At 68.3% G+C, this 18,005-nt stretch carries 15 protein-coding genes and 1 pseudogene; 5 read left to right on the top strand and 11 right to left on the bottom strand.

All coding sequences use genetic code 11. The features are described from left to right. Window positions 1-5 precede the first annotated feature (5 nt). Both tssB and OSC30_RS11130 read right to left on the bottom strand, forming a co-directional pair. Window positions 6-512 (bottom strand): type VI secretion system contractile sheath small subunit, encoded by a 507-nt coding sequence (gene tssB / locus OSC30_RS11135; RefSeq protein WP_267171921.1) that lies wholly within the window; start codon window positions 510-512, stop codon window positions 6-8. Window positions 513-828: 316 nt separating this feature from the next. Next, on the bottom strand, window positions 829-1,389 hold the full coding sequence (locus tag OSC30_RS11130) for an ECF-type sigma factor (protein WP_267171920.1): 561 nt from the start codon (window positions 1,387-1,389) through the stop codon (window positions 829-831). A gap of 177 nt (window positions 1,390-1,566) precedes the next feature. Here OSC30_RS11130 and OSC30_RS11125 point away from each other — a divergent pair, with 177 nt between their 5' ends. The 3 genes from OSC30_RS11125 to kynU are packed head-to-tail and all read left to right on the top strand — an operon-like array spanning window position 1,567 to window position 4,409. Continuing rightward, window positions 1,567-2,586 carry an amidohydrolase family protein gene (locus tag OSC30_RS11125; RefSeq protein ID WP_267171919.1) on the top strand — a complete coding sequence of 340 codons (1,020 nt, stop codon included), beginning with the start codon at window positions 1,567-1,569 and terminating at the stop codon, window positions 2,584-2,586. Between the two features lie 25 nt (window positions 2,587-2,611). Continuing rightward, window positions 2,612-3,124, top strand: coding sequence for a hypothetical protein (locus OSC30_RS11120; RefSeq protein WP_267171918.1), 513 nt, complete (start codon window positions 2,612-2,614; stop codon window positions 3,122-3,124). A gap of 10 nt (window positions 3,125-3,134) precedes the next feature. Next, window positions 3,135-4,409 carry a kynureninase gene (kynU, locus tag OSC30_RS11115; RefSeq protein ID WP_267171917.1) on the top strand — a complete coding sequence of 425 codons (1,275 nt, stop codon included), beginning with the start codon at window positions 3,135-3,137 and terminating at the stop codon, window positions 4,407-4,409. Window positions 4,410-4,505: 96 nt separating this feature from the next. On the opposite strand, the pseudogene OSC30_RS11110 reads toward kynU, so the two are convergent. Continuing rightward, window positions 4,506-4,832: pseudogene (locus OSC30_RS11110) on the bottom strand (hemerythrin domain-containing protein); the annotation flags it as partial. 119 nt (window positions 4,833-4,951) lie between these two features. Here OSC30_RS11110 and OSC30_RS11105 point away from each other — a divergent pair. Next, complete coding sequence (locus tag OSC30_RS11105; RefSeq protein ID WP_267171916.1) at window positions 4,952-5,452, top strand: pyridoxamine 5'-phosphate oxidase family protein; 501 nt, start codon at window positions 4,952-4,954, stop codon at window positions 5,450-5,452. Window positions 5,453-5,497: 45 nt separating this feature from the next. On the opposite strand, the gene OSC30_RS11100 is transcribed toward OSC30_RS11105, so the two are convergent. From OSC30_RS11100 to OSC30_RS11065, 8 genes are all read right to left on the bottom strand, one after another. Continuing rightward, a complete protein-coding gene (locus OSC30_RS11100) occupies window positions 5,498-8,026 on the bottom strand; it encodes a PAS domain S-box protein (RefSeq protein WP_267171915.1) in 2,529 nt (842 codons plus the stop codon). A 156-nt stretch (window positions 8,027-8,182) separates the two neighbouring features. Next, window positions 8,183-9,478 carry an argininosuccinate lyase gene (gene argH / locus OSC30_RS11095; protein WP_267171914.1) on the bottom strand — a complete coding sequence of 432 codons (1,296 nt, stop codon included), beginning with the start codon at window positions 9,476-9,478 and terminating at the stop codon, window positions 8,183-8,185. Window positions 9,479-9,533: 55 nt separating this feature from the next. Next, window positions 9,534-10,484, bottom strand: coding sequence for an N-acetyl-gamma-glutamyl-phosphate reductase (gene argC / locus OSC30_RS11090; RefSeq protein WP_267171913.1), 951 nt, complete (start codon window positions 10,482-10,484; stop codon window positions 9,534-9,536). Window positions 10,485-10,500: 16 nt separating this feature from the next. Beyond that, on the bottom strand, window positions 10,501-11,865 hold the full coding sequence (locus OSC30_RS11085; protein ID WP_425474747.1) for an acetylglutamate kinase: 1,365 nt from the start codon (window positions 11,863-11,865) through the stop codon (window positions 10,501-10,503). Window positions 11,866-11,902: 37 nt separating this feature from the next. After that, on the bottom strand, window positions 11,903-13,033 hold the full coding sequence (locus OSC30_RS11080) for an acetylornithine deacetylase (RefSeq protein ID WP_267171911.1): 1,131 nt from the start codon (window positions 13,031-13,033) through the stop codon (window positions 11,903-11,905). Between the two features lie 97 nt (window positions 13,034-13,130). Further along, on the bottom strand, window positions 13,131-14,378 hold the full coding sequence (locus tag OSC30_RS11075) for an argininosuccinate synthase (protein ID WP_267171910.1): 1,248 nt from the start codon (window positions 14,376-14,378) through the stop codon (window positions 13,131-13,133). Window positions 14,379-14,428: 50 nt separating this feature from the next. Further along, window positions 14,429-15,454, bottom strand: a complete 1,026-nt coding sequence (locus OSC30_RS11070; protein WP_267171909.1) for an N-acetylornithine carbamoyltransferase — start codon at window positions 15,452-15,454, stop codon at window positions 14,429-14,431. A gap of 383 nt (window positions 15,455-15,837) precedes the next feature. Further along, window positions 15,838-16,374, bottom strand: coding sequence for a glycine zipper 2TM domain-containing protein (locus OSC30_RS11065; RefSeq protein WP_267171908.1), 537 nt, complete (start codon window positions 16,372-16,374; stop codon window positions 15,838-15,840). 252 nt (window positions 16,375-16,626) lie between these two features. On the opposite strand from OSC30_RS11065, the gene cysS reads away from it, so the two are divergent. After that, window positions 16,627-17,994: a cysteine--tRNA ligase gene (gene cysS, locus OSC30_RS11060; protein ID WP_267171907.1), complete on the top strand. Its 1,368-nt coding sequence runs from the start codon at window positions 16,627-16,629 to the stop codon at window positions 17,992-17,994. Window positions 17,995-18,005 lie beyond the last annotated feature (11 nt).

Here is an 18,005-nt window from a genome sequence, read left to right as displayed (position 1 = left end):
TGTGCTTACTCCCCGTCCGTCGGCTTGGCGGCCGAAACCAGCGACTGCAGCAGCGCCGGATCGTTGATCGCCTGGGCGATCAGCTTCTCGGCGCCGGCCTTGCCGTCCATGTAGGTATTGAGGTTGGCCAGCTGCGTGCGCGCTTCGAGCAGCTTGGCGACCGGGGCGACCTTGCGTGCCACCGCGGCGGGCGAGAAGTCGTCCATGCTCTCGAAAGTGATGTCGACGCTGAGGTTGCCCTCGCCGGTGAGCGTATTGGGCACCGCGAAGGAGACGCGCGGCTTCATCGATTGCAGGCGGTTGTCGAAGTTGTCGACGTCGATCTCCAGCGCCTTGCGCTCCTCGATCGAGGGCAGCTCGGCGTTGTTGGCGCCGGACAGGTCCGACATCACGCCCATCACGAACGGCACCTGCACCTTCTTCTGCGCGCCGTAGACCTCGACGTCGTATTCGATCTGCACCCGCGGCGCGCGGTTGCGCGCGATGAACTTCTGACTGCTTTGCTTGGCCATGCGGCTGTCTCCTGGACGTGAGGTCTTCCGGTTGGAACGCGACGCCTGCGGGCGCGACCGCGAAACCCGTCGCGGCGCAGGCGCGCGCCGTCCCTGCAGCGCATCGGGCCGTCGCGGCCGCCGCGGAACGCATTGGTTCCGCGCACGGCAGTCGCTTCGGACGGGCGTGGCAAAGGGCGGGCTGAACGCCTTCCCACTGTTCTAGTGCGTGGAGGCCTTCACGGATCGGCCACGGAGATGAACGGCTCGTTCAGAGTGCGTTCACGTAGAAACCACGCCCGCCCCAGCCCTGTAGGAGCCCTACGAAGGCAGGGCCTCAGCCCTGCATTTCCCGCTGCAGCCAGGCTCGCGCCAGGCGCCACTCGCGTTGCACGGTGGTGGCGGAAATCCCCAGGGCGGCGGCGATTTGCTCGGCGCTCAGGCCCACGAAAAACCGCATCGAGACGATGCTGGCCTGGCGCGGGTCGATCTGTTCCAGTGCGTCCATGGCATCGATCAGCGCGACATAGTCCACGTCGGGCTTCAGCGAACCGGAGATCTCCGACAACTCGATGCGGTCGCAGTCCTGCGGGCGCTTGGCGGCCTGGCGGCGCCGGGCCGAATCGACCAGCACCTCGCGCATGGCGCGCGCGGCCACGCCCAACAGGTGCCCCCGACTTTCCCATCGCGGCGAGCCGCCGCTGCCGAACACCTTGATGTAGGCCTCGTTGACCAGCGCGGTGGCGCTCAGGGTGCGCTCGCTGGTGTTGCGGCGCAGCTGGGCGCCGGCCAGCCGGTGCAGCGCGGCATACATCTGGCGCAGGGCTTCCTCCAGCGCGGCGGTATCGCCCGCCTGCGCCGAATGCAGCAGCCGCGTCACCTCGACACTGTTGTTCACTGGCTGGCGATCCCTTCCCACCCGGGGGGCCGTGGGCGCGACTGGTGCCGCCCCGGTACGTCACGGCCGCTCGGCCGTGTGCAAAAAAGTATAGGCCAAGGCGTCTGGCCGCGACAGGAACAGTATCCGGATTGCGCACTACAGGGCCCCGGCAGGCGCCCTGCTAGACTCGATCGCATGCTCAAGATCGATACGCACGCGCACATCCTGCCCCGCGACTGGCCCAATCTGGCGGCCAAGTACGGCAACGACCGCTTCCCGGTCATGACCCACACCGACGGCCGCCACCGCATCTACAAGGACGGCAAGTTCTTCCGCGAGGTCTGGGATTCGGCGTTCGATCCGCAGACGCGCATCGACGACTACGCCCGCTTCGGCGTCGACGTGCAGGTGATCTCCACCGTGCCGGTGCTGTTTTCCTACTGGGCGCCCGGCTACCAGGCGCTGGAGCTGCATCGCCACCTGAACGACCACATGGCGCAGATGTGCCAGCAGCACCCGCGCCATTACGCGGGCATCGGCACGGTGCCGCTGCAGGCGCCGGACCTGGCCATCCGCGAGCTGGAGCGCTGCATCGACGAACTGGGCCTGCAGGGCGTGCAGATCGGCTCGCATTGCAACGACTGGAACCTGGACGCGCCGGAGCTGTTCCCGTTCTTCGAGGCAGCGGCCGACCTGGGCGCTGCGATCCTGGTGCATCCGTGGGACATGATGGGCGCCAGCACCATGCCCAAGTACTGGATGCCCTGGCTGGTCGGCATGCCGGCCGAACAGTCGCGCGCCGGCTGCTGCCTGGCCTTCGGCGGCGTGCTGGAGCGGCTGCCGAAGCTGCGCATCATGCTGGCCCACGGCGGCGGCAGCTTCCCCTGGTCGATCGGTCGCATCGAGCACGGCTTCCGCATGCGTCCGGACCTGGTCGCCACCGACAATCCGCGCAACCCACGCGAGTACCTCAAGCGCCTGTATTTCGACTCCTGCGTGCACGACGAGCGGGCGCTGCGGTATCTCCTGGATGTGACCGGCGTCGATCGCGTGATGCTGGGCACCGATTATCCTTTCCCGCTGGGCGAGCAGGAGCCCGGCAGCGGTATCGAGGCCCTGGGGCTGGATGAAACCGACCGCGCGCGGCTGTTCCATGGCACCGCGCTGGAATGGCTGGGCCTGCCTTTGCAGCGTTTCAACCAGGGGATGCGCTGAGCATTCCCTCCATTGCGGAGCGTTCATGAGCATCTATCGCAGCATCCTGGTGGCCGGCGCGTTGCTGCTGGCCGGCCCCGCCTGTGCCACCGAGGTCAGCATGGCCGGCGGCCGCGTGGCTTTCAGCGCACCGGACGCCTGGGTGCCGATCATGCAGACCCAGGGCGAAACGGAAATGCGCGTATTCCAGGTGCCCGACCCCTCGCCTACTGCCCGCGACAACCTGTCCTACGTGACCGTGGTGGTCAAGCAGGTCGGCGACCTGGCGGCGTTCGACCAGTACGTCGGCATCGCCACCCACAAGGCCCAGGCGCTGCCCGGCTACCAGCCCGCCGGCACGCCGGTCGGCCCCAACAGCTACGCCTATACGGCGCAGGAGAACCACGTGGCCTACCGCTACAGCGAGCGCTACTGGTTCGCCCACAATCACGCGATCCAGCTGCGCTGCGCGCGGCCGGCGCACAGCGAAGCCGGCGCCGCCTGGGCGGCTGCCTTCGACAAGGGCTGCGACGCCGTCGCCGCCAGCCTGGCACGATGAGGTTCCACGCATGACCCAATACCACGCGTCCGCGGCATGGGCTGCCGCGGCCGATGACTCCGATCCGCTGCGCGCGTTCCGCGACGAATTCCTGATCCCCCCCCACGAAGGCCGCGATTCGCATTACTTCTGCGGCAATTCGCTCGGCCTGCAGCCGCGCGCGGTGCGCGACGCTGTCGCCTCGGAACTCGATTACTGGGGCGAACTGGCCGTGGAGGGCCACTTCAAGGGCCGCCTGCCGTGGATGGACTACCACGAGTTCGTGCGCGACGACCTGGCGGCCGTGGTCGGCGCACGGCCCGGCGAAGTGGTGGCGATGAACACGCTGGGCGTGAACCTGCACCTGATGATGGTGAGCTTCTACCGCCCCACTCCCGCGCGCCACGCGATCCTGATCGAGGCCGGCGCCTTTCCCACCGACCGTTACGCGGTCGAATCGCAGATCCGCTTCCATGGCTACGACCCTGCCACCGCGCTGATCGAGCTGGAGGCGGACGAAGCCAACGGCACGATTTCCGAAGCCGCGTTCGAGCGTGCGCTGGCCGAGCACGGCGCACGCACGGCGCTGGTGATGCTGCCGGGGGTGCAGTACCGCACCGGCCAGGCATTCGACCTCAAGGCGATCGCGGCACTGGCGCATGCCCAGGGGTGCCAGGTCGGCTTCGATCTTGCCCACGCGGTCGGCAACCTGCCGCTGCAACTGCACGACAGCGAGGCGGACTTCGCCATCTGGTGCAGCTACAAGTATTTGAATGCCGGCCCCGGCGCGGTCGGCGGCGCATTCGTGCACGAACGCCACGCGCGCGCGGCGCTGCCGCGCTTCGCCGGCTGGTGGGGCCACGACAAGACCACCCGCTTCCAGATGGGTCCGCAGTTCATGCCCACGGCCGGCGCCGATGGCTGGCAGCTGTCCAATCCGCCGATCCTGGCACTGGCGCCGCTGCGGGTATCGCTGGAGATCTTCCGGCGCGCCGGCATGGCGCGGCTGCGCGAAAAATCCGAGCGCTTGACCGGCTATCTCGAATGGCTGGTGCGCACGCAACTGGGCGACGTGCTTCAGATCGTCACCCCGGCCGAACCCATCCGGCGCGGTGCCCAGTTGTCCATCCGCGTACTCGGCGGGCGAGCGCGGGGACGGGCACTGTTCGAATACCTGATGGAAAACAGCGTCATCGGCGACTGGCGCGAGCCGGATGTGATCCGCATCTCTCCCGCGCCGCTCTACAACCGCCACGCCGATTGCCTGGCCTTCGCCGAGGCGGTACGGGACTGGGCCGGCGCCTGAGCGCGCGGCCCCCTCAGACCTGCGCGGCGAGCGGATAAGCTCGCGGCCCTCGCGCTGGATGCGCTGGTGCAACGCCTTGAACACGGCATTGGCCTCGTCGCGGAAGCACTGCGGATCGCCGGCCAGCCTGGCCGGCAGGTTCCAGCGCGACACGAACGCGCCGTAGCCCGCCGCGATACCGCCCATTTCCTGCTGGAACTGCTGCCCGACCCGCGCCACGCGCGGGTCGGCGGCGCCCGCCAGTGCTGGATAGAGCACGCGGTCCTCGGCCGCCAGGTGCAGCTTGACGAGCGCGCTCATGGCCACCAGCTGGCGCACGATCGGCTCCGCGTTCGCCGCCACGCCAGCCTGCACCAGTTCACGCAGCGTCGTGACCGACGCCAGCAGGCTGGCGTGCTCCTGGTTGAATTTGTCGATGTTCACGCGAGCCTCCCCGGGAATGAAGATCGCTTAACGGCCCGCACGGCCGATTCTGAGGATTTCATCCTGCCTTGAACGCCGCCGCGCCATCTTCGAAGGCGGACACGCCCGAGGAAACCGCGATGAAAAACGACGCCCCGCACGACGCCGCCGACCTGCGCAAACTCGCCGAACTGATCGAGGACAGCGAGGTGGCGATGCTCACCACCCAGGCGGCAGACGGCTCGCTGGTCAGCCGTCCGCTGCAGACGCTCAAGCTCACCGCCGACGGCGAACTGGTGTTCTTTACCGCCGCCGACAGCGCCAAGGTCGACCAGCTCACCGACGACCTCGACCTCAACCTCGCCTACGCCAACCACGACGACAAGTGCTACGTCTCCGTGCGCGGCCGCGCACGCATCGACCGCGACCCGGCCCTGATCGAAGAGTTGTGGTCGCCGGCACAGAACGTGTTCTTCTCCGGCAAGGACGACCCCAACCTGACCGTGCTGCGCGTACGCGTGCGCGATGCGATGTACTGGGAATCGGCGGATAGCGCAGTCGAACGCGCGCTGGATTTCGCCCGCGGCATGTGGAACGAGCAGCCGAGCGACCTGGGACGGCAGGGACACTTGCACGGTTGACGGCTCGCGGCGCGAGCCCGTCGCCGGTGGAACGGAAACCGTACGTCAGGCGCCTTCCAGGACCTGCCGCAACGTGCGCCCGAGTTCCTCCAGCGTGAAGGGCTTGCCCAGCAGCGGGGCTTCCACGTCCAGCGCGCCGATCTGCCTGGCAGCGGTGGGCGAGTAGCCGGTCGTGAACAGCACTTTCAGGTCCGGATGGTGGCGCCTGGCCTCCGCCGCCAGGCGGCGGCCATCGACGTCGGGCATGACCAGGTCGGTGAACAGCAACTCGATCTGCGGATGCGCGGCGAGCGTGGTCATCGCGGTGTCGGCGCCGTCGGCTTCCAGCACGCGATAGCCCAACTCGCGCAGCGCCTCGGCGTTGACCTGGCGTACGGCGGCCTCGTCGTCCACCAGCAGGACGAGCTCCTGCTGCCCGATCGGCACCGACGCAGACGCAGACATGGCGTCGGCCGCCTCCCGCCTACCCGCCGGTGCGGCCAGCCGCGGCAGGTAGATCCTGACGCTGGTGCCCCGACCGGGTTCCGAATAGATCGTCACGTGCCCACCGGACTGTTTGACGAAGCCGTAGACCTGGCTCAGGCCCAGGCCGGTGCCCTGCCCTGCCTGCTTGGTGGTGAAGAACGGATCGAAGGCCCGGCGGACCACCTCTGCCGGCATGCCGATACCACTGTCGGTCACCGTGACCGACAGATAGTCGCCCGCCTCGAGTTCCGGGTGGTTGGCCACGTAGCGCCCATCGAGCTTGACGTTGGCCGTCTCGATGGTCAGGCGTCCCCCTTCGGCCATGGCGTCGCGGGCGTTCACCGCAAGGTTGAGTATCGCGTTCTCCAGCTGGTTTGCATCGGCCAGCGTCGGCCACAGCCCGTCCGCGGAAAGCACCTCCAGGCGGATTTCGGCACCCAGCGCGTGGCGGAGCAATTCGGACATGCCTGTCACCAGCGCATTGGCGTCGACCGCACGCGGAGTGAGCGGTTGCTTGCGTGCAAAGGCAAGCAACCGCTGTGTCAATACGGCCGCGCGGTTGGCTGCCTCCATCGCGTTCGTGGCCTGGCGCCGCACCGATGCGTCCTCGGGCAGGCGGCGCTGCAGCAATTCGAGCGAGCCGATCACCACGGCCAGCATATTGTTGAAGTCGTGCGCGATGCCGCCGGTGAGATGGCCGACCGCCTCCATCTTCTGGCTCTGGCGCAACGCCGCCTCGGCCCGCGCCAGCGCATGCGCCTGCTCCCTCTGCTCGGTGACGTCGCGGCCGCTGGCGTATACCGTGTCACCCGCCTGGCTGGCCACCCAGGAGATGCAGCGATAGCTGCCGTCCTTGTGGCGCATGCGGTTTTCGAATGCCGGGCCCCTGGCCAGGTTGGAGAAGAAGGGCCGCTCGCCGGCCGGGCGGTCTTCCGGGTGGATGAACCCGTAGGCCCGGTGTCCGCCCAGTTCTGCCGGCTGCCAGCCGAGGACAGCGTACCAGGCATCGCTGACCTCCAGGAAGCAACCGCGGTCATCGATCACGGCCTGCAGGTCGCGCGAGTACTTCCAGGCGCGATCGCGCTCGCGCGTGCGGACCTCGACGCGTTGCTCCAGCGTCTCGTTGAGTTCGCGCAATCGCTCCTCGGCGACACGTCGTTCGTCGATCTCGCGCTGCGCCACGCCATAGAGGTTCGCGTTATCGATCGCGATGGCTGCGTGGGCGGCAATACCCACCATCAGCCGTTCGTGACGCAGCGAAAACCGTCCCGGTTCGGGGTGACCGAAGAAAAGCCCGCCCAGCACCCGGCCCGAGCGGGAAACCACCGGCACGGCCAGGTAGCTGCGCACGGGCGGATGGCCCGGCGGCAAGCCATGGTAGGGCGGGCTCTTGCCGTACCGCGGGTCGCGCAACACGTCCTCGCAGCGGACCACGCTCTCGCCGGCAAGCGTGGGACGAAACATCAGGCTCGCCCGGGGCATCGGGTATCGGTCGAACGCGTGCGGGTCGACGCCGGAGAGGGTGTAGAGCAGCATGCTCTCGCCCGCCTCGTTGGTGGTGCTGTAGAAGAATGCGCCCATGCTGGCGCCAATGAGTGCGACGCCCGCATCGGTGACCGTCTGCACGATGCGCTCCAGCTCCAGTTCGCTGGCCACCGTCGCGCCGACGCGGTTGAGCGTCTCCAGCGCCTGGCTCTCTTCGCGTAGCGCAAGCTCCGTCTGCACGCGCGCCGTGTCGTCATGCATGGTCAGGACGGCGCCCAGGGGCTTGCCATCGGCGTCGTGGATCGGCCGCGCCGAGCCCAGCGCGATGATCTCGGAACCGTCCGGACGGCGGATCCGCCAACGTGCGTCGGTACTGACCACGCCATCGAGCACCGCCCGTGCCAGCGGCAGCTGGCGGGATTCGCATGGCCGTCCATCTTCGGTCAGCAACTGGTAGGCGCGGGCGTAGTCGTCCGGGCCGACCTCGAGCCGACCGACCCCGTGCAATCGCGCCGCGGCCTCATTCACGTAGGTGATACGCCCGGCCGTATCGGCCAGGATGACTCCTTCGGCCAATTGCCCCAGGATCGCCGCCTGTTCGGCGGCCACCAGGGCGCGCGGCATGCCGTCGTGCCGGCCTTCACCCCCGGCCACGACAATCGTCCCCACGCCTTGAGGCGGCATGCCGGGCCCTGCGATATCCCGCTGGCGTGGTAGAAGGCATGGCGCGAGTATCGACCCGCGGTCGTGAACTGGTACTCAAACGGGCTGAACGATTGGTCAGCCCGGAAGGGCGCGCAAGCGGGCGGTCAGTTCCGCCAGCCGCGGATCGGCGCTGCCCCCGGGAGACACGCGCTCAGCCAGGCTGCGCTCCGGCGTGCGTCCCTCGCCGGCCGTAGCGACTGCCGCGGCAGCCTCGCGGTAGGCATCGCGAAAGGGTACGCCCCGGGCGGCCTGCTCGATCGCCACGTCGGTGGCGTACATCGCCGGTTCGATCGCCGTGCGCATGGCCGGCGCGTTCCAGCGCATGCGGGCAACCAGCGCCGGCACCAGTTCCAGCGCGGCCAGTCCGTGGGTCATGCCGTGGAAGATCGATCCCTTGGAAAACTGCAAATCGCGCTGGTAGCCGGTGGGCAGCGACAGCAACTGTTCGATCTCGCAGCGCGCGGCCGCCACGGTGGCGTAGCTGGCGCGCAGCAGTTCGACCACGTCGGGGTTGCGCTTGTTCGGCATGATCGAGCTGCCGGTGGTGTATTCGGGCGGCAGGTGGACGAAGCCGAACTCGGCGGTGGTGAACAGCGACAGGTCCCAGGCCAGGCGGCGCAGGTCCAGCAGCGCGCTGGCCAGGGCTTCCAGCGCGGCCAGCTCGAACTTGCCGCGCGAGAGCTGCGCGTAGATCGGCGACAGCTGCATGCGCGCGAAGCCGAGTGCCTCAGTGGAGTGCGCGCGGTCCAGCGGCAGGTTGACGCCGTAGCCGGCGGCGGTGCCCAGCGGGTTGGTGTCGATCCAGGCCAGCGTCTGGCGCGCGCGCACGGTGTTGTCGATGAACGCTTCGGCGAAGCCGGCGAACCACATGGCGGTGGAGGACACCACGGCCCGCTGCAGGTGCGTGTAGCCCGGCAGCGGCAACGCCGGCTGCGCCGCGCGCTCCAGGCACGCGGCGGCGATCTCGTGGCACCGGGCCGCCAGCTCGGCGAGCTTGTCCTTCAGCCAAAGCCGCGTGGCGACCAGAATCTGGTCGTTGCGGCTGCGCCCGGTATGCACGCGGCGGCCGGCATCGCCAAGGCGCTCGGTAAGTCGCGCCTCGATCGCCGAGTGGCCGTCCTCGTAGCGCTCGTCCAGCACGAAGGCGCCGGCGCGGAAATCCTCCGCCAATGCGTCGAGCTCGCGCGCGAGCGCCGCGGCCTCGTCGGCCGGGACCACGCCGATGTGCGCGAGGCCCTCTACGTGCGCCTTGCTGGCAGTGATGTCGTGCAGGAAGAACTCGCGGTCGAGCAGCACGTCGTTGCCGGCGAGGAAACGCATGATGCGCGCATCCACCTGTACATCGGGCTTCTGCCAGAGGAGGTCGGTCATGTGTTGTTCCTTCGTGTCGTTTTTGCGGACAGAGTGCGCCGGGCCTACCGGTGGTTCACGCGCCAGGAATGCCTTCGAGCTCGGCCAGGCCCAACGCCCGGTTGAGGTTCTGCATCGCTTGCGTGGCCGCGCCCTTGAGCAGATTGTCCAGCGTGGCCACCACCACCACGCGGCGCCCATCCGCGGCCAGCGCGAAGCCGCCGATCTCGGCGTGGTGCCGGCCCGCGATGCGGCTGACCCACGGCGCCTCGTCCACCACGCGCACCAGCGGCTCGCCGTCGTAGGCGTGGCGGAAACGGTTCAGCACGTCCTCGCGTTTCATCGCGCGCGCCAGATACAGGTTGCAGGTCACGGTAAGCCCGCGGAAGTGAGGCGCGACGTGCGGCATGAACTCCACCGGCACGCCCAGCTGCGCCGACGCCTCGCGCTCGTGCATGTGGCCGGTGAGCGCGTAAGGCATGAGGTTGTCGCGCAGCTTCTGCGGATCGTTCTTGTCCGACGGCGTGGTGCCGGCGCCGGAATAGCCGGACACGCCGAAGCACACCGGCGGCGCGGCAAGCAGGTCCTTCAACGGCGCAACCGCCAACTGGATCGCGGTGGCATAGCAGCCGGGGTTGCTGATCCGCCGCTGCCCACGCCAACGCCCGCGGGTCAGTTCCGGCAAGCCGTAGTACCAGCGCTCGTCGAAGCGATAATCGGCCGACAGGTCCACGATCAGCGGATCGGCGCCGGCGTTGTCGAAGGCCGCCACGCAGGCGCCGGCCTTGCCGTTGGGCAGGGCCAGGATCACGACGTCGGCACCGAGCGCCGGCAGGTCCTCGTGGGCGGGCGCGCTGTAGCGCAGGTCGCCGGCGTATTCGGGCACATGGGCGTCCACGCGCTGGCCGTCCAGCTCGCGCGAGGAAACGAAGGCCAGCTCCAGCGCCGGATGCCTCGCGATCAGGCGGATCAGCTCCGCGCCGGTGTGGCCGCGCGCGCCGACGATGCCTACAGTTTTGCTGCTCATGCAACGGACTCCGTGATCAGGCTCCTTCTGCCCCGGCAACGCCCGGGGAGAAGGTTGGAGAGAGGGAAAGGCCTTGGTCCTGGCCCGTGGTCGGCTGCTGCGCCGGAGGAAGCTCTACGTCCATCAGCGTCGGCGTGCGCTGCGCGCAATGCGCCACGCAGCGCTCGATCAGCTGGAAATCGTCGATGCCGTACCAGTACACCTTCCAGCGCGGCTGCTTGAGCGAGCCATCGCATTCGGCGTCGTAGAACGGATTGACGTTGTTGCCATGGCGCGAGCGCCAGAACAGTCGCGGGTTGGCCTCGCGCATCACCAGCCACACCGCGCGCCCCAGGCCCTCGCCCTGCGCCTCGTCCAGCACCGCGAACTTGTCCAGGTAAGCCACGCCCTCCTCTTGCGTCAGAATCATCGCGGCGCGGTAGTTCTCGCTCACGTAGATACGGTGTGGCCGGGTGCGTTCGAAGTAGTCGGGCACCAGCGGGCGGCCGAAACTCGATTCGATCAGCCCGCGCATGCGCGCCTGGTCCACGCCCTCCCAGGAGTCGAACGCGAGCACCTTTTCGCCGCGCCGCACCAGCGTGCCCGAGCCCTTGTGGGTGAACAGCTCCTTGGCCAGTTCCGCCGGCCGCGTGATCGAGATCGACGAGGTGAGCGGCAGGTCGGCCAGCAGGTCGCCGATCTGTTCAAGCTTGAGCCGCATGCCGCCTTCGATCCACGGCTGTGCCAGCAGGTGCTCGTATTCGGTGGAAAGATTGATCGAATCGATCACCTGCCCCTGCGCATCGAGCAGGCCGCCGGTGCCGGTGAGAAACACGATCTTGTACGGCTGCAGCACACGCACCAGCTCGTTGGCCGCCACGTCCGCATTGATGTTGAGCAACTGGCCTTCGGCCGTCTCGCCCAGGCTGGCGATCACGGGAATGGCATTGGCCCGCAGCGCCGCCTCGATCGGCGCCAGCTCGATACCTGTCACGTTGCCGACCATGCCCAGGGCATCGCGGTCCAGGTAATCGGACGTAAAGACGCCTGAAGCGACCGAAACGGCGCGCGTGTCCATGGCGTGCAGCGCGTCCACCAGGCGCAGGTTCTGCTGCTGGAATACGCGGCGCACGATGCCCAGCGCCTGTGGCGTGGTCACGCGCAGGCCGCGGACCGTCTGCTTGGTGATGCCGGCGGCGGCCAGCTCCTGGTCCAGTTGCGGCCCGGCGCCGTGCAGCACGATGGGGCTCAGGCCCACCTGCTGCAGGAAGGTCAGCGACGAAGCCAGCGCCGGCAGGTCGTCGCGCAGCACCGCGCCACCGACCTTGACCACCGCGAAGCGCTTGGCGTCGACTTGCGAGAAGCGCTTCAGGTACTGCTGGATTTCCTTCGCGCCGCCCATGCTCTCGAGCAGGCGCACGATGGTCTTTCGGGTGTGTTTATGCGTTTCCACTGCTCACGATCCGATGGATGGTTTGCGCGTAGCGATCCAGTTGGCCGAGAACGACCCACTCGTCGGCACTGTGCGCCTGGGCGATGTCGCCGGGGCCGTAGACGAAGGCGGTGTAGCCGGCGGCCGAGAACAGCGCCGCTTCGGTCCAGAAGTCCACCGCGTTGCCGACCGGGATCTCCAGTTCGTCGGCCAGGTCGCGCGCCACCAGCCGCCTGGTTTCCGCGCTCGCGGTGTCGCCGGCAGGCAGCGAGCTGCCGCGGAAGGTTTCCTCGCAGTGCGTCGGCGGCACCTCGCCCAGCGCGCGGAAACGTTCGAGCAACGCATCCGGATCCATGGTCGGCAACGGCCGGAAGCCGAAGCGCACCTGCGCCGCCGGCGCGATCACGTTGGCCTTGATGCCGCCTTCGACGCGGCCGATGTTGAAGCGCAGGCCGGTCAGTCCGCCAAAGCGCTCGTGCGATTGCGCCGCGACGAAGTCCAGCGCCGCGGCGCCCCAGCGCATGGCCTGGTGCAAGGCGCTGTCGGCCGGCTTCTGCTCTCCCGAGGCATGTCCGGCCTGTCCGGCGAAGCGCATCAGCACGGATTGAATGCCCCGGTGCGCAAGCACGGCCTCGCCCCGGGTCGGCTCGGCCACGATCACGGCCTCGTAGCGCGCACGACTCCCCTCTCCCGGAGCCAGCGCGGGAAAGGCGCGCAGGAACCCGGCGATGCAACGCGCATCGTTGGCCTCCTCGTCGGTGGAGAACAGCAGTGCCAGCGGACCGTCGGTGGCCTGCGCCACGGCGAGCAGCGCGGCGGCGGCGCCCTTGATGTCGCATGCGCCCAGGCCGATCGCGCAGTCGCCCTCGACACGCAACGCGTGCGGATCGGCGCTCCATGCGGGCGAGTCGGGCACCGTGTCCAGATGCACGTTGAACAGCAGGCGCGGCTGTCCGCGCACGGCGTGCAGCGTCACGGCGCCGGCGCCGTAGTCGTTCACCGTCACCTCGAAGCCGGGCAGTTGCGCGCGCAGGTAATCGAAGATGCCGCCCGTGCCGATGGCGCGCGGCGGGTTGCGCGTGTCGAAGGCGACCAGCGCGCGCAGGTGTTGCAGCGTGGCATCCAGCAACGCGCTCATCGCACGCTCCCGCAAGATGGAGCCGCTCTCCCGGTGGAAGAGGGCCTGGCCTGTCCCGAGCCCGTCGAAGCAGGGAAAGGGACGCAAAGCAGGCCGTTCATGCCTTGGCGCTCCGATTCACTTCCGCCCACAGTGTCGAGCTCATGCCGAACAGCTTGATGAAGCCCTCGGCCTCCTCCACGCCCCAATCAGCCGACTGCGCGTAGGTGGCGCCCCTGGCGTTGAGGATATGCGGCGACTCCACCGCCACCGCGTCGACCGTGCCGCCATGCGTCTGCAACGTCACGACGCCGTTGACGGTGGCCTGGCTGGAGGCCAGGAAGGCTTCCAGGTCGGTCTTCAGTGGATCGTGGAAGAAGCCCTCGTAGACCAGTTCCACCCACTTGCGCGCCACCTCGGGCTTGAACCGGTTCTGCTGTTTGGACAGCACCGCCTCCTCCAGCGCGCGGTGCGCCGCGAGCAGCGCAACGAGGCCCGGCGCCTCGAACACGATGCGGCCCTTCAGGCCGATGGTGGTGTCGCCGGTATACATGCCGCGGCCCACGCCATAGCGGGCGAACAGCGTGTTGAGCTTCGCCAGCAGTTGGTGGCCCGGCAGGCGCTCGCCATCCAGGCTCACCGCCTCGCCGCGCTCGAAGCCGAGCGTCAGCGTCAGCGCGTCGGACGGCCATTCGCCGCGCGGCTTGCACCAGCCGCGCGCGCCCTCGCCCGGTGCCGCCCAACGGTCGATCTCGCCGCCGGACATGGTCAGCCCCAACAGGTTCTCGTTGATGGTGTAGGCCTGCTGCCTGGCGCGCACGCCGAAGCCGCGCTCCTCCAGGTACTTCTGCTCGTAGGCGCGGGTCTGCGTGTGCTGCTTCTGGATCTCGCGGATCGGCGCCACAATGGTGTAATCGCCCAGCGCCTTGACCGCGAGATCGAAGCGCACCTGATCGTTGCCCATGCCGGTGCAGCCATGCGCGATGGCACGCGTGCCGAGCTCGGCGCAGCGCTTCAGGGCGGCCTCGACGATCAGGTAGCGGTCGGACACCAGCAGCGGGTACTGGCCTTGGTAGCCCTCGCCCGCCCACACGAACGGCTTGACGAAGCCGTTCCAGATGGCAGGGCCGCCGTCGACGGTGAGATGGCTGGCCACGCCCAGTTCCCTGGCACGGTTCTCGATGAAGGCACGCTCCTGGTCGTCCACGCCGCCGGTGTCGGCGAACACGGTGTGCACGTTCCAGCCCTGCTCCTTCAGGTAGGGCACGCAGAAGCTGGTGTCCAGTCCGCCGGAGAAGGCGAGGACAATGTCTTTGGAACCGGGATTGGGGATTCGGGAGTCGGGATTGGTAGAAGCAGTGGACATATCGGCAACCTTGTAAGAAGTGAGCGCAAGCGGCTTTTGAAAGCGAATCCCTAATCCCGAATCCCGGATCCCGGCTGCGAAAGCAGCCCGGCCATCACGGCCTTCTGCACGTGCAGGCGGTTTTCTGCCTCGTCGATGGCGATGCAGTACGGCGCGTCCATCACCCCATCGGTGGCCTTGACGTTGCGGCGCAGCGGCAGGCAATGGCTGAACAGGCCGTGGTCGGTGAGGGCCATCTTGGCCTCGTCCACGATGAAGTGCCTGTGTGCCTCGCGGATGGGCTTTTCCTGCTCCCAGCGACCGAAGTACGGCAGCGCGCCCCAGCTCTTGGCGTAGATCACGTGGGCGCCGCGGTAGGCCTCCTCGACATCGTGGCTGACCTTCAGCGAGCCGCCGTTCTGCGCCGCGTTCTGGCGGCCGGCTTCCATGTAGCGCTCGTCCAGCACGTACTCGGGGGTCGGGCACAGCAGCGTCACGTCCATGCCCAGCTTGGTCGCGATCAACAACGCGGAGTTGGCCACCGCGGTATTGAGCGGCTTGGGGTGGTAGGTCCAGGTCAACACGTATTTCCGGTTCTGCAGATCGCCCAGGTGCTCCTTCAACGCCAGCGCATGGGCCAGCTCCTGGCAGGGGTGGGTGATCGTTTCCATGTTGATCACCGGCACCGTCGCATGGCGGGCGAACGCCTTGATGACGCGGTCCTGGCGATCGACCGACCAGTCCTGGAACTTCGGGAAGGCACGCACGGCGATCAGGTCGACATAGCGGCTGAGCACGCGGGCGACTTCGATGATGTGTTCCTCGGCCTCGCCCTCCATCACCGTGCCCAGCTCGAACTCGATCGGCCAGGCGTCCTTGCCGGGCGCCAGCACGATGGCATGGCCGCCCAGCTGGAACGCTCCCAGCTCGAAGCTGGTGCGGGTGCGCATGGACGGATTGAAGAACAGCAGCGCGATCGACTTGCCGGCAAGCTGCTGGCCACGCGGCGAGCGCTTGAACACGGCGGCCTGTTCCAGCAGCGCGTCGATCTCGGCGCGGCTGTAGTCCTGGGTGGTGAGGAAGTGCCGAAGGGCCATCTCGATGCTCCTTTGAGGAGTGCGTGCGCAGATCGGTCTGCGCACAAGAAACCATGGATTCCGGCGATCGCGGCAGGTTTCGTGCAACAAAAAACCCGGCGCGAGGGCCGGGTTTGTTCGTCGTTGCGCCTGATGCGCGTGCAGCGACAGCCTACCCGGCCGAATGTCGGACCAGCGGTCGGCGCGCACGCGAGGTCATGCCAGCGGCCATACGGGCGCTGGTGAGCACGGTAGCGGTGAAGACGGCTGCGGACATGGGAGTTCCGGATAAGCGGACCGGCATCATGCCGGCAATCGTGCGACGACGCAACGACTATTTGCGGCCGTCCATACGAACGGACGTCCAAATGGAAACCGCCGCCCGGAGGCGGCGGTCGATACGTTCATTCGGCCGGGGCCACGCTCACGCGCACCCGCAGGCGCTCGCCCGGGTCGTAGTTCAGCCGCGAGACGTAGACGTCGCCGTGGTAGCGGTATTCGACGTCGTAGCCCATCAGCCGGCGTTGCTCGCTGACCGAACTGACCTGGCGGCAACGGGTCACGGTGTCCTCGTACTCGCGCTCGCCACGGCGCGCCACGCCGTGGCCGACCGCGCCACCGGCGACCGCGCCGGCGACCGTGGCGGCCTTGCGGCCGTCGCCCTTGCCGACGGTGTTGCCGAGCACGCCACCGATCACCGCGCCCAGCACGGTGCCGGCGGTGGTATTGCCGCCGCCCTCCTGGCGCACCACCGGTGCCTCGTAGCATTCCTGCCGCGGTACCTCGGTGCGGGCCACGCCGTAGACGGGATCGACCCGCAGCACGTCGGCCCATCCGTAGTGGGAATTGGCGTCGTCGCCACTGGCGTAACGCCCGTCCTGCGCATGGACGGCACCGGTCGCGAGCACCAGCGCCAGGGCGGGAAGAAACATCTTGTACATGGGACCTCCAACATGGTCCAAAAGCGCGTCTGCGCGGTCGTCATTGCAACAAATTCACGCTGAATCAACGCTTAGAGCATGCCGGGGATGACACGTAGCGCCGAGCCGTTCAGCATCCGGCAACTTTCGCCCGCCCCCGGACCGCGGCAGGCGCCGTGAGCGCCCGGGCGTCCAGCCTCCTCCCACAGCCCGGGGAGAGCAAGGTCGGCTGCTGCTAAGATGCGCGGCTTGGCCGCGCCACCGGTTCGCCCCATGCCGATCTCGCTCTACAACAGCCTGACCCGCCACACCGACGCCTTCGTTCCGCTCGATCCGGAGCGGGTGACGATGTATCTGTGCGGGCCGACGGTCTACAACTACGTGCACATCGGCAACGCGCGCGGCCCGGTGGTGTTCGACGTGCTGGTGCGGTTGCTGCGGCGGCATTATCCGAACGTGGTCTACGCCCGCAACATCACCGACGTCGACGACAAGATCAACGCCGCCGCGCTCGGCCAGGGCGTGGAGATCGGCGCGATCACCGGGCGCTTCACGCAGGCCTACCGTGAGGACATGGCAGCGCTGGGCATCGCTCCCCCGGACCTCGAGCCGCACGCCACCGAGCATCTGGGCGAGATCATCGCGATGATCGAGACGCTGGTTGCCGACGGCCATGCCTATGCGGCCGAGGGCCACGTGCTGTTCGACGTGGGCACTTACCCGGCTTACGGCCGGCTTTCCGGCCGCGATACCGATGAATTGATCGCCGGCGCGCGCATTGAAGTGGCGCCGTACAAGAAGCATCCCACCGACTTCGTGTTGTGGAAACCGTCCACACCCGAACTGCCCGGTTGGGACAGCCCGTGGGGCCGCGGCCGCCCCGGCTGGCACATCGAGTGCTCGGCAATGAGCGCGGCGCACCTGGGCACGACGATCGACATCCACGCCGGCGGCGTGGACCTGACTTTCCCGCACCACGAGAACGAGATCGCGCAATCCACCTGCGCCCACGGCGGCCAGGTATTCGCCCGCTGGTGGCTGCACAACGGCATGCTCACCTTCGACGGACGCAAGATGTCCAAGTCGCTGGGCAACGTGTTGCTGGTACACGAGCTGCTCAAGCGACATCCGCCCGAGGCGCTGCGCCTGTTGCTGTTGCGCGGCCACTACCGGCAACCGCTGGACTGGTCGGACGCCGCACTGGCGCAGGCGGTGAGCACGCTGGATGGCTGGTACCGCGTGCTGCGCGACCTGGCCCACGTACCCGTCGAGGGTGAGCTTCCGGTGCCCGCACCGGTGGAAGCGGCGCTGTGCGACGACCTCAACACGCCGCAGGCGCTGGCCGAGCTGGCGCTGCTGGCCGATGCGGCGCGCCAGTCCGGCAGCGCCGCGGCCAAGGCCGCGCTGCTGGGCGGCGGCGCACTGCTCGGCCTGCTGCAGCAGGATCCGGAAGCGTGGTTCAGGCGCGGCGACGACGCAATCGATGAAGCGCGCATCGAGGCCCTGCTTGAAGAACGCCGCAGCGCCCGTGCCGCCCGCGATTTCGCGCGCGCCGATGCGATCCGCAAGGAACTCTCCGCGATGAGCGTGGTTATCGAGGACGGCGCGCAGGGCACGCGCTGGAGCATCCAGAAGGGCTGATCGCGCATGCT

This window comes from Frateuria hangzhouensis (assembly GCF_026410505.1).
GTDB classification, from domain to species: domain Bacteria; phylum Pseudomonadota; class Gammaproteobacteria; order Xanthomonadales; family Rhodanobacteraceae; genus Frateuria_A; species Frateuria_A hangzhouensis.
Note: the sequence above shows the minus strand (reverse complement) of the source record. Positions and strands in the feature narration are given on the sequence as shown.